Origin of the sequence: Citrobacter sp. Marseille-Q5395 (assembly GCF_947057495.1) — a bacterium.
GTDB lineage: Bacteria > Pseudomonadota > Gammaproteobacteria > Enterobacterales > Enterobacteriaceae > Citrobacter > Citrobacter murliniae.
Genome location: NZ_CAMSEL010000016.1, coordinates 1 through 13,387, shown reverse-complemented (window position 1 = coordinate 13,387; position 13,387 = coordinate 1). Strand labels below are relative to the sequence as shown.

The window sequence follows — 13,387 nt, the reverse complement described above, 5'->3', positions numbered from 1 at the left end:
TGGCGCTACGCAGTCCGGTAGGCTGGAAGCGCAGCGTCATCAGGTATCACCGTCAGTTAATGATCATCCCGCTCATCGTCTTCATCCGGCTGTTCCAGCACGCTGTAGGCAACAGAACAGAACAATGAGTTCAGACGCTGCATGTCGCCAAGTAATGCAAGATGCAGTGAACTGGTCTCGATACTCTGGACGTTCTGCTGATGCAGTCGATCGACGTGCGCATGCGAGTAACGACGGTTAAGAATGCGAAAACGGTGTTTGCTGCGACGCAGACGACGGGCACTGGTCACATCACCGGAGAAGAACACTGACATAGCCAGTTGCAGGTTGCTTAGTAACTGATCGTAGAGCGCATCCAGTTCTTTCAACCCTTCCAGAGAAAATGCCCGACGCGCGGCCAGCGACTTATCGGCAATTTCACTGCCCATTCGTTCAACAATATCGGAAGCCTGTTCCAGGTTGAGCGACATTTCGATAATCTCCGCCCAGCGTCGGGACTCCTCTTCCGCCAGCTCATCTTTTGGCATCCGCGCCAGATAGAGTTTGATCGCCGTGTACAACACGTTGATGTCGTCGGCCATCTTGCGCAGCTCTTTTTCTTCGCGCGGCTCGCCGTGCATTACCTTTTTCAGACCCTCCATCATCTGCTCCATTGCATCACCAATACGCAGGGCTTCACGGGCAGCATTGGCCAACGCCAGCGTCGGCGTATCCAGCGCGCTGACATCCAGATGCTTGGGTTTCAGATGGGCATCTAATTCGGGTTCATCACGGATAATACGTTTGCAAAAGCGCGCCATCGGCTCGGCAAACGGTACCATCGCTACGCAGCGCACCAGGTTGTAGAAGACGTGAAAATAGATCACTAATTCAGATTTCGGCAGTGGCAGTTCATCCATCAGATTGGCCAGCGGATGAACGAACGGCAGAATAATCAGGCTGCCCACCAGCTTAAACAGCAGACTGCCAAGCGCCACACGGCGTGCTGCTGCATTGGCTGCGCTATTGTTCAGCATCGCCAGTAAACCGGAGCCCAGGTTCGCGCCAATCACCAGACACAAGGCGACCGGGAACGAGATAATACCCGCTGCGGTCAACGTTGCCGTCAGCAGAACCGCCGCCAGGCTGGAGTAGCTGATAATCGCGAACATTGCGCCAATCAGCGCATCAAGCATGATATCGCCGGTTAGCGAGGCGAAAATAACCTGCACTCCATTTGCCTGAGTGATCGGTGTCACCGCCTGCACAATCAGCTCCAGCGCCAGTAAGATCAGCCCCAGCCCGATGCCTACGCGCCCCAACTGTCCGACGCGGGACTGCTTACGCCCCAGAAAGAAGATCACACCAATAAAAATCAGCAGTGGCGACAGCCAGGAGAGATCAAAAGTCAGGATACGCGCCATCAGCGCGGTCCCCACATCGGCACCAAGCACAATGACCAGCGCAGGCGTGAGCGCCACCAGATCCTGGGCGACAAACGACGTCACCAGCATAGTGGTCGCGTTACTGCTTTGCACCAGTGCAGTGACGCCAATCCCCGCGCAAAAGGCGAGCGGCTTCTTTTCAACACTTCGGCTAAGCACAGTGCGTAAACGGGCACCAAAGACACGCATCACACCAGTACGCACAATGTGAGTGCCCCAAACCAGCATAGCGACAGCAGAAAGCAGGTGTAGCAGAGTTAACACGGAATCAGGTTCTCCTTATATTTATATGTTCCTGAACTCATGCCTACAATGCGCACAAGTTCCCTTCAGTATAAGGGTTTAAATGTAATAAAGAGACAGGGCACTCATTGAGTGCCCTGTTTGTTGTAAAGAAAGATGACAGTTTTGTGAATCAGTCGGCGTCATAGCCCAGATTAGGCGCTAACCAACGCTCGACTTCCGCCACACTCATCCCTTTACGGAAGGCGTAATCTTCAACCTGGTCGCGCTGAATTTGTGCCACCGCGTAGTACTTACTGTCCGGATGACTGAAATACCAGCCGGAGACCGATGCGCCAGGCCACATGGCGAAAGACTCCGTGAGTTTCATACCGGTATGCGTTTCCACATCCAATAGCTCCCAGATAGTGGCTTTCTCGGTATGTTCCGGACACGCCGGATAACCTGGTGCCGGACGAATACCCTGATAGTTCTCACGGATCAGTTCGTCATTGCTGAGATTCTCGTTCGCCGCGTAGCCCCAGTAAACTTTACGGACACGCTCATGCAGATATTCTGCAAAGGCTTCTGCCAGACGGTCGGCAATCGCTTTCACCATGATCTTGTTGTAGTCATCGTGCTGCGCCTCGAAAGCTTCAGCCAGCGCGTCCTCTTCCAGACCACCAGTGACCGCAAAGGCACCGATGTAATCCGCCTTGCCGCTCAGTTTGGGTGCCACAAAGTCAGACAGGCAGTAGTTGGCAAAGCCGACTTTTTCCGTTTGCTGACGCAGATGATGACTCACATTCAGCACATGTGTGCGCGTTTCATCACGATAGATCTCAATGTCATCGCCGACACGGTTAGCCGGGAACAGGCCAACCACACCGCGCGGATTCAACGTTTTCTCGGCGCTGAGTTTATCCAGCATATCGTTGGCGTCTTTAAACAGACGTTTCGCCTCTTCACCCACCACTTCATCTTCCAGAATGCGTGGATATTTCCCGGCTAGCGACCAGGTCATAAAAAACGGCGTCCAGTCGATGTAATTACGCAGCGTTTCGATGCTGGCTTCAACGCTCTGCACACCGAGACGATGAGCCACCGGCGGTGTGTAGCTTGCCCAGTCGAACGCCAGATCGTTCTCACGCGCGGCAGCCAGTGTCACTGGCGGAGTACGCGGTTTCTTACGCGCATGCTGGATACGCACCGTTTCATACTCTTTACGCGTACGGGCGACAAAATCATCGCGCTGTGTATCGGACAGCAAAGCGGCAACCACGCCAACGGTGCGAGAGGCGTTCTGTACATAGACCGTTGGCCCACTGTAGTTTTGCTCGATCTTCACCGCTGTGTGCGCTTTTGACGTCGTTGCACCACCAATCAGCAGCGGGATAGTAAAGCCCTGACGTTCCATCTCTTTCGCCACATTGACCATTTCGTCCAGCGACGGGGTAATCAGCCCGGAGAGGCCAATCAGATCGGCATTCACTTCACGCGCGGTTCTGAGGATTTTCTCCGCTGGCACCATCACGCCAAGGTCGACGATTTCGTAGTTGTTGCATTGCAACACCACGCCGACAATGTTCTTGCCAATATCGTGCACATCGCCCTTCACGGTAGCGATAACCATCTTGCCGTTGCTGGAGCCTTTTTCTTTGCTGGCTTCAATGTAGGGTTCGAGGTATGCCACCGCCTGTTTCATCACTCGGGCAGATTTCACCACCTGCGGCAGGAACATTTTACCCTCACCGAACAGGTCACCAACGACGTTCATACCGTCCATCAGCGGCCCTTCGATGACCTCAATCGGGCGTGCTGCCTGCTGGCGAGCCTCTTCGGTGTCCAGTTCGATAAACTCAGTAATGCCTTTCACCAGCGAATATTCGAGACGTTTTTTCACATCCCAACTACGCCACTCCGCCTGCTGGGCGTTGGCGGTATCATCGGTTTTGCTGCCACGGTATTTTTCGGCCAGATCCAGCAGACGCTCGGTGCCGTCATCGCGGCGGTTGAGGATCACATCTTCCACCGCATCGCGTAACTCGGCCGGCAGGTCGTCATAGATCGCCAGTTGTCCGGCATTGACGATCCCCATGTCCATACCGTTACGAATGGCGTAGTACAGGAACACCGCGTGAATGGCTTCGCGCACTGGATCGTTGCCACGGAACGAGAACGAGACGTTAGAGACGCCGCCAGAGATTAGCGCATGCGGCAGTTCGCGTTTGATATCTTCACACGCGCCGATAAAGTCCTGCGCGTAGTTATTATGTTCGTCAATACCGGTCGCAACCGCAAAGATGTTTGGGTCGAAGATAATGTCTTCCGGCGGGAAGCCTACCTCTTCGGTAAGAATTTTGTACGCCCGGCGACAAATCTCAATTTTACGGGCACGGGTATCGGCCTGACCCTGTTCATCAAAGGCCATAACCACCACCGCCGCACCGTAACGTCGCAGCAACTTCGCGTGATGGATAAAGGTTTCTACACCCTCTTTCATCGAAATAGAGTTAACGATGCCTTTACCCTGAATGCACTTCAGACCTTTTTCGATGACATCCCATTTCGAGGAGTCAATCATAATCGGCACGCGGGCGATGTCCGGCTCACCGGCGATCAGGTTGAGGAAACGCACCATCGCCGCTTCGGCGTCGAGCATCCCTTCATCCATGTTGATATCGATAATTTGCGCGCCACTTTCCACCTGCTGGCGGGCAACGTCCAGCGCTTCGCTGTATTTTTCTTCTTTGATCAGGCGCTTAAATTTGGCCGAGCCGGTGACGTTGGTACGCTCACCAACGTTGACGAACAGACTGTCGTCGCCAATATTCAGAGGTTCAAGCCCGGCTAAACGGCAGGCAACCGGGATTTCCGGCAACTGGCGCGGGGCCAGGCCATCAACCGCGCGGCTCATTGCTGCGATGTGTTCCGGCGTGGTGCCGCAGCAACCACCAACCACGTTCAGGAAACCCGCTTGTGCCCATTCGCGGATTTGCTTCGCCATGGTATCAGCGTCAAGATCGTACTCACCGAAGGCGTTCGGCAGACCAGCATTCGGGTGCGCGGTTACGTAGCATTCAGCAATACGTGACAGTTCCTGCACATACTGGCGCAACTCATCCGGACCTAAAGCACAGTTAAGGCCGAAGGTGAGCGCGTCGGCGTGGCGCAGTGAATTATAAAATGCTTCAGTCGTCTGACCAGAAAGCGTACGTCCTGAGGCGTCAGTGATGGTGCCGGAGATCATGATCGGCAACTCAACGCCCAGTGCTTCAAACTCTGTTTTCACTGCAAATATGGCCGCTTTCGCGTTAAGCGTGTCAAAAACGGTTTCAATCAGGATCAGATCGCTACCACCTTCCACCAGCGCTTTGGTAGATTCACGGTAAGCCGCCACCAGTCCGTCAAAGGTGATATTACGGTAGGCGGGATCGTTAACATCCGGTGAGATAGACGCGGTGCGGTTAGTCGGGCCGAGGACACCCGCGACATAGCGCGGTTTGTTCGGCGTGCGTGCCGTCCATTCGTCCGCACAGGCACGTGCCAGTTTTGCCGCTTCAAAGTTGATTTCCGCCGACAGGGATTCCATCTGGTAATCCGCCATGGCGATGGTCGTGGAGTTGAAGGTGTTGGTTTCGATGATATCTGCGCCCGCTTCAAAGTAGGCGTTATGGATCGCGGTTATCACCTCCGGCTTACTGAGCACCAACAGGTCATTGTTGCCTTTCAGATCGCTCGGCCAGTCGGCAAAGCGCTCGCCGCGGAAATCCTCTTCACTCAGACGATAACTCTGGATCATGGTGCCCATACCGCCGTCCAGCACCAGAATACGTTCTTTTAACTGCTGACGTAATTGTTCAACTTTGCTACTCACACTGACTCCCGACAACGCTCAACCAGACCGAAAAAAGCTCAACGAACCATACTCGCACAAAGATTAATGACGGAAAAGCAAACAACAGCCAACATGAGACATGTTCAGCTTCACTCATCCGATCAGTACAGGAATTCTTGCATTATAATTGAATAAAACGAAAATGATTTCCACGATACAGAAAAGGAGTCTGCCATGGTTGCCACTGTCCCCGCGAAACGCGGTAGAAAACCTGCCGCCACTACTACGCCTGCAACCGGGCAGGTTCAGTCTCTGACCCGAGGCCTGAAATTACTGGAGTGGATTGCTGAGTCCAACGGCAGCGTAGCGCTGACCGAACTGGCGCAACAAGCTGGTCTGCCCAATTCCACCACGCACCGTTTGCTGACCACGATGCAGCAACAGGGTTTTGTCCGCCAGGTTGGCGAGCTGGGACACTGGGCCGTGGGCGCACATGCGTTTATCGTCGGCAGCAGCTTTTTGCAAAGCCGCAACCTGCTGGCGATTGTCCATCCGATTCTGCGTAAGCTGATGGAAGACTCCGGCGAAACAGTGAACCTGGCGGTGCTGGATCAGAGCGACCATCAGGCCATTATTATCGACCAGGTGCAGTGCACACAGCTGATGCGTATGTCTGCCCCCATTGGCGGCAAGCTGCCAATGCACGCTTCCGGCGCGGGAAAAGCATTCCTGGCACAATTAAGCGAAGAACAGGTTACTGGTCTGCTGCACCGTAAAGGCCTGCATGCTTATACTCACGCCACACTAGTCTCGCCAGTACATCTGAAAGAAGACCTCGCCCAGACGCGTAAACGTGGCTATTCGTTTGATGACGAGGAGCATGCACTTGGCCTGCGCTGCGTGGCATCGTGCATTTACGATGAGCATCGTGAGCCATTTGCCGCCATCTCTATCTCCGGACCGATTTCCCGTATCACCGACGATCGCGTTACTGAGTTTGGCGCGATGGCGATTAAAGCGGCGAAAGAGGTAACGCTGGCATACGGCGGGATTCGTTAAGGCATTTTTGTCGGGTAACGGCTACGCCTTACCCGGCCTACAAACCGGAGATCGCCGGAGCCTGATAGGCACAGCGACGTCAGGCAATTAACGCAAAATTACGCTAGTCCTGCTGATTGTAACGCACACTAAATCGTTGCTTGCGGCGGTAAGCGTAGACATCTTCCACATGTCCTTCCCGAATTCGGGTCTGCAACGCCCGCCAGTAGTCGGCACGAAACAGATCAGCGTGCATCTCTTCAAACAACGGTCCAATACGCGGATCGGCACACAGCCAGTGACGGAACTCCTCCGGGAAAACGTCACCTGGAGAAACGCTGTACCATGGCTCACTTGCCAGCTCATCCTCCGGGTAACGCGGCGGTGGGATATGGCGAAAATTCACTTCCGTCATGTAACAAATTTCATCATAGTCGTAGAACACCACACGCCCGTGGCGGGTGACACCAAAATTTTTAAATAACATGTCACCAGGGAAAATATTGGCAGCGGCTAACTGACGAATAGCGTTGCCATACTCTTCAATTGCATCCCGCAGTTGCTGCCCTTCCACCTGCTCCAGCCAGATATTCAACGGTACCATCCGGCGTTCGATATACAGATGTCGAATAACGATCTGCTCGCCAAGATCGGTTATCTTTTCAGGGACTTCCTGTAGCAGCAGTGCCATCAGCGCCGGGGCGATTTGCCGCTTATCCAATACAAAGTTCTCGAACTCCTGGGTGTCCGCCATGCGTCCGACACGATCGTGCTCTTTCACCAGTTGATAACAGGCACGGACATGGGCAGCAGACATCTCTTTCTGCGGCGCAAATTTATCTTTAATAATTTTGAATACCCGATCGAATCCCGGCAGCGTAAAAACCAGCATGACCATGCCGCGTATTCCCGGCGCCTCAATAAACTGCTCGTCGCTCCCGGCAAGATAGAGCAGATATTCGCGATAGCTTTCTGTTTTCGCATGCTTCTGACAGCCAATCGCCATATACAACTCGGCGGTGGTTTTACCGGGCAGGATCTCGCGCAGCCACTCCACTAACGCCGCAGGCAACGGGGCATAAACCATAAAATAAGAGCGGGCAAAGCCAAACACGATACTGGCTTCCGCAGCAGTTGTCAGACAGGTATCAACAAATAACTCACCTTCGTCGGTGCGGTGTATCGGCAGTAAAAATGGCAAAGTACCGGAAGGCGTTATGAGTTTCCCAACCAGCCAGGCGGCTTTATTGCGGTAAAAAAGTTCATTCGCCACCTGCAAATGGCAGCGCTGCAACACATCCGCACCAAAAGTTTCCGTCAGGTGTCCGATGATGTAATGGATATCACGAATTTTGTTCTGCCACGGCAGACGCAGAGGCAGATCGCTGAGTACCCTCGCGAGCATCGATTCCCATCCTGAATCAGGGAAAAAGTCTTTCGCCAGCGGACGTGGGATGGTTCGAAAGCGGCGTTCTGGCTGGGAGCTAAAAATAAACAGACGCTCGGGAGTCAGCGAACGATGGTCAAATAACCGACAGTAAACAGAGTTAAAAAAGCTCTCCGCAATCTCGAAGCGCGGATAGTCCGGCAATAGCCGGGTGTAATGCTCTTTGACGCGAAGTAAAAACTCCGCATTGGTACTTTTGCCGTCGGTAATACAGCGTAACTGTTCCACCACCAGGCCCACATGATGATCGTAGAGGTGGATACGGCTTTTCATCGCCTGCTGAACCGCATGCCAGTCGGCCTGTTCAAAACGCTGCTGCGCACCGGACGTCACTTCCAGAAATCGGCCATACTGCGCATCAAAGCCTTGCAGGATGGTTTGAGCAATCAGTAATTCCAGGCCACGCGACATCTTTTGCCCTCATCCAGAACCGGAGATTGCCGGATAGCGCATTCACTTATCCGGCCTACGAAGATCCGTAGGCCCGGTAAGCACAGTGCCACCGGGCATCAGGACAATCAGAACTGTGATTCTTCCGTCGACCCCGTCAGCGCAGTAACGGATGACGCGCCGCCCTGAATAATGGTCGTCACTTTGTCGAAGTAACCGGTACCCACTTCTTGCTGATGGGATACGAAAGTGTAACCGTCTTTCGCCGCCGCAAATTCTGGCTGCTGGACTTTCTCGACGTAGTGGCGCATGCCTTCGCCCTGCGCATAGGAATGTGCAAGATCGAACATGTTGAACCACATGCTGTGGATACCCGCCAGAGTAATGAACTGATATTTATAGCCCATGTCCGACAGCTGCTGCTGGAAGCTGGCAATGGTTTTGTCGTCCAGGTTCTTCTGCCAGTTAAACGATGGTGAACAGTTGTAGGCCAACAGTTTACCCGGATATTTAGCGTGGATCGCATCGGCAAAGCGGCGAGCCAGCTCGAGATCCGGGGTGGAAGTTTCACACCACACCAGATCAGCATACGGTGCATAGGCCAGACCGCGACTGATTGCCTGTTCAATGCCCGCATGGGTACGGTAGAACCCTTCACTGGTACGCTCGCCGGTAATGAACTCGCTGTCGTATGGATCGCAGTCAGAGGTGATCAAATCTGCCGCGTCAGCATCGGTACGGGCAATAACCAGCGTCGGTACGCCCATCACGTCAGCCGCCAGACGTGCCGCCACCAGTTTCTGGATAGCTTCCTGAGTCGGTACCAGCACTTTGCCGCCCATATGACCACATTTTTTCACGGAGGCGAGCTGATCTTCGAAGTGAACAGCCGCTGCACCAGCCTCAATCATCGATTTCATCAGTTCGAAAGCGTTGAGTACGCCGCCAAAACCGGCTTCAGCATCAGCGACGATCGGCAGGAAGTAGTCCACATAGCGCGGATCGTTCGGTTCAATACCGGTAGACCACTGGATCTGATCCGCGCGGCGGAAGGTGTTGTTGATCCGATCCACCACTGCCGGCACCGAGTTCGCCGGGTACAGCGATTGATCCGGGTACATGCTGGAAGCCAGGTTAGCATCTGCCGCGACCTGCCAGCCAGAAAGATAGACCGCTTCAATACCGGCTTTCGCTTGCTGCAGCGCCTGACCACCGGTCAGCGCACCGAGACTGTTGATGTAGCCTTTCTTCGATTCGCCGTGCAACAGACGCCACATTTTCGCCGCTCCAAGCTGCGCCAGCGTACATTCCGGGTTGACTGAGCCACGTAATTTCACCACTTCCTCCGCGCTATATGGGCGGGTAATGCCTTCCCAGCGCGGTTGTGTCCATTCTTTTTGTAATTCTTCGATTTGTTGAGTACGGGTTTTCATGTGCAGATGCTCCATATTATGATGTGGTGAGTTAAGCCAGCAGGCGGTAACCCGGCAGGGTCAGGAAGTCGATCAGTTCGTCAGAAGTGGTGATTTGCTCCATCAGGCGCGCGGCATCGTCAAAACGCCCGCTGCTGTAGCGGTGTTCGCCCAGTTCGTCCTGAATAACCAGCATTTCTTCTGCCAGCATCTGACGGAACAGGGATTTAGTGACAGGTTTGCCGTTGCTCAGCGTTTTTTCATGGTGGATCCACTGCCAGATAGAGGTTCGGGAGATTTCGGCGGTCGCCGCGTCTTCCATCAGACCATAAATCGGCACACAGCCATTGCCGGAGATCCATGCTTCGATGTACTGCACAGCAACGCGGATATTGGCGCGCATCCCTTCTTCAGTGCGCTCACCCTCACATGGAGCGAGAAGCTGTTCTGCGGTGATCGGCGCATCTTCATCACGGGTCACGAATAACTGGTTTTTGTTTTCCCCCAGCACATCGTTGAAAATCGCCATTGCGGTATCTGCAAGCCCCGGGTGAGCAACCCAGGTCCCGTCATGACCGTTATTGGCTTCCAGCGCTTTATCCGCTTTAACTTTGTTCAGTACCTGGTTGTTACGTTCGGCGTCTTTGCTGGGGATGAATGCCGCCATACCGCCCATCGCAAATGCGCCGCGTTTGTGACAGGTTTTAATCAGCAGACGCGAGTACGCGCTGAGGAAAGGTTTATCCATCGTCACGACCTGACGATCCGGCAGAACACGATCCGGGTGATTTTTCAGCGTTTTGATATAGCTGAAAATGTAATCCCAGCGGCCGCAGTTCAGGCCCACAATATGGTCACGCAGTGCGTGCAGGATCTCATCCATCTGGAAGACAGCTGGCAGCGTTTCAATCAGCAACGTAGCTTTGATAGTTCCGCGCGGCAGGTTAAATCTGTCTTCGGCATAGCTGAAGACTTCACTCCACCAGGCAGCTTCTTGCCAGGACTGAGTCTTCGGCAGATAGAAATAGGGACCGCTGCCTTTTGCCAGCAACGCTTTATAGTTGTGGAAGAAATAGAGAGCAAAGTCGAACAGGCTGCCGGGAATCGCTTCTTCGCGCCAGGTCACATGTTTTTCCGGCAAGTGCAGGCCACGCACACGGCAAATCAATAACGCCGGATTGGGTTTCAACTGGTAAATCTTACCGGCTTCATTGGTGTAGCTGATGGTACCGTTTACCGCATCACGCAGGTTAATTTGCCCGTCGATGACTTTGCTCCATTCGGGGGCCAGTGAATCCTCAAAATCAGCCATGAAGACTTTGACGTTCGCATTCAGCGCGTTGATCACCATCTTGCGTTCAACAGGCCCGGTGATCTCTACACGACGATCCTGCAAGTCATCAGGAATACCACGAATTTTCCAGTTACCTTCACGAATGGAAGCTGTTTCCGAAATAAAATCAGGCAACTTACCGTCATCAATATCCTGCTGCTGTTGAATACGTGCAGCGAGAAGCTTATTCCGTTTTGGTGTAAATCGTGTCACCAGTTCAGTCAGAAACTCCACCGCTTCTTCAGTCAGAACTTGCTGTTCTTGCTCGCCATGCGGTCTGGTAAACACCAGCTCATTGGTTGTTGTTGCCTGTTGATTCATTGCGTAGTTCCTCGTCATTGATCCAAAACCATCCCCAATGCGAACGAAGGATCGTTGTGCGGTTTTCGTTCAGCACAACTAAGACTACTCAATTAAATTTCAAAATCAAAAACAATTTCCATTTTTAATTTAATTATCAATTAACTTATTGATAACATTAAAAATAAAAATTAATTACATGATGAGGTGCGTTTCGGAAATAAAAAAGGCACCCGAAGGTGCCTGATTCAATATGCTGAAACGCTTAAGGATCGCTGGCTACAGAAGATTAATCCAGCGTTGGATTCATGTGACGCAGATCGTATGGCGTTATCTGGTAGACGTAATAGTTGAGCCAGTTGGTAAACAGCAAATTACCATGGCTGCGCCAGGTTGCCCGCGGTTTGTTTTGCGGGTCGTCTTTCGGGAAATAGTTGTATGGAACATCCGGAGTTAAACCCGCTTCGACGTCACGAAAATATTCACTGGCCAGAGTATGGGCATCATATTCTGGATGGCCCGTCACGAATGCAATACGCTTATCTTTGCTGGCAAACAGATAGGCATCACCCTCTTCCGTCTCCGCAAAGATCTCAAGATCGGTGTAATCCCTGATAAGTGCTGCTGGAAAATCAGCATAGCGTGAATGCGGTGCCAGAAATGCGTCATCAAAACCACGCGTCAGCAAGGCATGAGGATGCAGAATATGGTGTTCATAGACGCCCGAGAGTTTGTCCGTGCGGGTTTGTTTGGGAATGCCATACAAAATATTAAGTGCAGCCTGTACCGCCCAACAGACAAACAGTGTCGACGTGACGTGGTCTTTTGCCCATTCCAGAACCTGTTTTATCTGCGGCCAGTAAGCCACATCGTTAAATTCAACCAGACCCAGCGGCGCGCCGGTCACGATCAGTCCGTCGAAGTTCTGGTCGCAGATATCCTCGAAATTACAGTAAAAGTTATTTAGATGCTCGGTAGGAGTGTTACGTGACTCACGTGCATCAATGCGTAATAGTTGAACATCCACCTGTAGCGGTGAGTTCGACAGTAAACGCAGAAACTGGTTTTCCGTTTCAATCTTCTTCGGCATCAGGTTGAGGATAAGTACCTTTAGTGGACGAATTTCCTGACCGGAAGCGCGAGATGTCGTCATGACAAAGACATTTTCCTCACGCAAGAAATTGACGGCGGGTAGCTCGTCCAGCACGCGAATTGGCATAACCTGATAACCTCACTACATACGCTTAAACGTTTAGACATCCAGATAGCTGAAGATACCCAGGAATCATACGAATGTCGAGTCTGTATGCCCAAGGTGAGAAAGTTTCACATCCCCTTGCTGTAGAATAGTGCAGTAAAGATAAAAGGAGAATGCTATGGCTCTGACCATTCGTCGTTCACGCACGGACGAAAGCGATAAGTTAGTTTCTATCTGGTGTCGTTCAGTCGATGCCACTCACCATTTTCTCTCATCTGATTACCGTATTGAGCTGGAAGAACTGGTCCGTTCGTTTTTGCCAGAAGCTCCACTATGGGTTGCGGTAACGGAACAGGATGAACCCATCGCCTTTATGCTGCTCACAGATGAACATATGGATGCCTTATTCGTCGATCCTGATGTTCGCGGATGTGGTGTGGGGAAATGGCTGGTTGAGCATGCACTGATGCTGGCCCCCAGGTTAACGACCAACGTTAATGAGCAAAATGAACAAGCCGTTGGATTCTATAAGAAGATGGGATTTAAGGTGACGGGACGTTCAGAGGTTGATGACCTTGGAAAGCCGTATCCGTTATTGCATCTCGCGTATACCGGAGAATAAGGGATTCAGTACGGTTTGTATTGCCGGACGACAGTGTTTCCTGCAGTCCGCAGACGCAAAAAAGCCCATCCGGCAGGATGGGCTTCTTCACTGGTTTGATGCCTGGCAGTTCCCTACTCTCGCATGGGGAGACCCCACACTACCATCGGCGCTACGGCGTTTC

8 protein-coding genes are annotated in these 13,387 nt (G+C 52.6%); 2 read left to right on the top strand and 6 right to left on the bottom strand.

What is annotated here, in order from left to right; translation table 11 throughout:
* Window positions 1-56: 56 nt before the first annotated feature.
* The gene (locus OH663_RS17565) at window positions 57-1,688 is read right to left on the bottom strand and encodes a Na/Pi cotransporter family protein (protein ID WP_045438428.1); all 1,632 of its coding nucleotides are present in this window, start codon (window positions 1,686-1,688) and stop codon (window positions 57-59) included.
* Window positions 1,689-1,839: 151 nt separating this feature from the next.
* Window positions 1,840-5,523: a methionine synthase gene (metH, locus tag OH663_RS17560; protein WP_200013358.1), complete on the bottom strand. Its 3,684-nt coding sequence runs from the start codon at window positions 5,521-5,523 to the stop codon at window positions 1,840-1,842.
* A 195-nt stretch (window positions 5,524-5,718) separates the two neighbouring features.
* Here metH and iclR point away from each other — a divergent pair, with 195 nt between their 5' ends.
* Window positions 5,719-6,543 (top strand): glyoxylate bypass operon transcriptional repressor IclR, encoded by an 825-nt coding sequence (gene iclR / locus OH663_RS17555; RefSeq protein WP_048222507.1) that lies wholly within the window; start codon window positions 5,719-5,721, stop codon window positions 6,541-6,543.
* A 103-nt stretch (window positions 6,544-6,646) separates the two neighbouring features.
* Here the strand turns inward: iclR and aceK are convergent, their stop codons facing one another.
* The 4 genes from aceK to metA form a co-directional block, all read right to left on the bottom strand.
* The gene (gene aceK / locus OH663_RS17550; RefSeq protein WP_045438421.1) at window positions 6,647-8,380 is read right to left on the bottom strand and encodes a bifunctional isocitrate dehydrogenase kinase/phosphatase; all 1,734 of its coding nucleotides are present in this window, start codon (window positions 8,378-8,380) and stop codon (window positions 6,647-6,649) included.
* 107 nt (window positions 8,381-8,487) lie between these two features.
* The gene (gene aceA / locus OH663_RS17545) at window positions 8,488-9,792 is read right to left on the bottom strand and encodes an isocitrate lyase (protein ID WP_045438418.1); all 1,305 of its coding nucleotides are present in this window, start codon (window positions 9,790-9,792) and stop codon (window positions 8,488-8,490) included.
* A gap of 31 nt (window positions 9,793-9,823) precedes the next feature.
* Window positions 9,824-11,425, bottom strand: coding sequence for a malate synthase A (gene aceB, locus OH663_RS17540; protein WP_200013357.1), 1,602 nt, complete (start codon window positions 11,423-11,425; stop codon window positions 9,824-9,826).
* Window positions 11,426-11,693: 268 nt separating this feature from the next.
* Window positions 11,694-12,623, bottom strand: coding sequence for a homoserine O-acetyltransferase MetA (metA, locus tag OH663_RS17535; protein WP_045438413.1), 930 nt, complete (start codon window positions 12,621-12,623; stop codon window positions 11,694-11,696).
* A gap of 157 nt (window positions 12,624-12,780) precedes the next feature.
* Between metA and OH663_RS17530 the strand changes: the two genes are divergently transcribed.
* On the top strand, window positions 12,781-13,224 hold the full coding sequence (locus OH663_RS17530) for an acetyltransferase (protein ID WP_048222517.1): 444 nt from the start codon (window positions 12,781-12,783) through the stop codon (window positions 13,222-13,224).
* Window positions 13,225-13,387 lie beyond the last annotated feature (163 nt).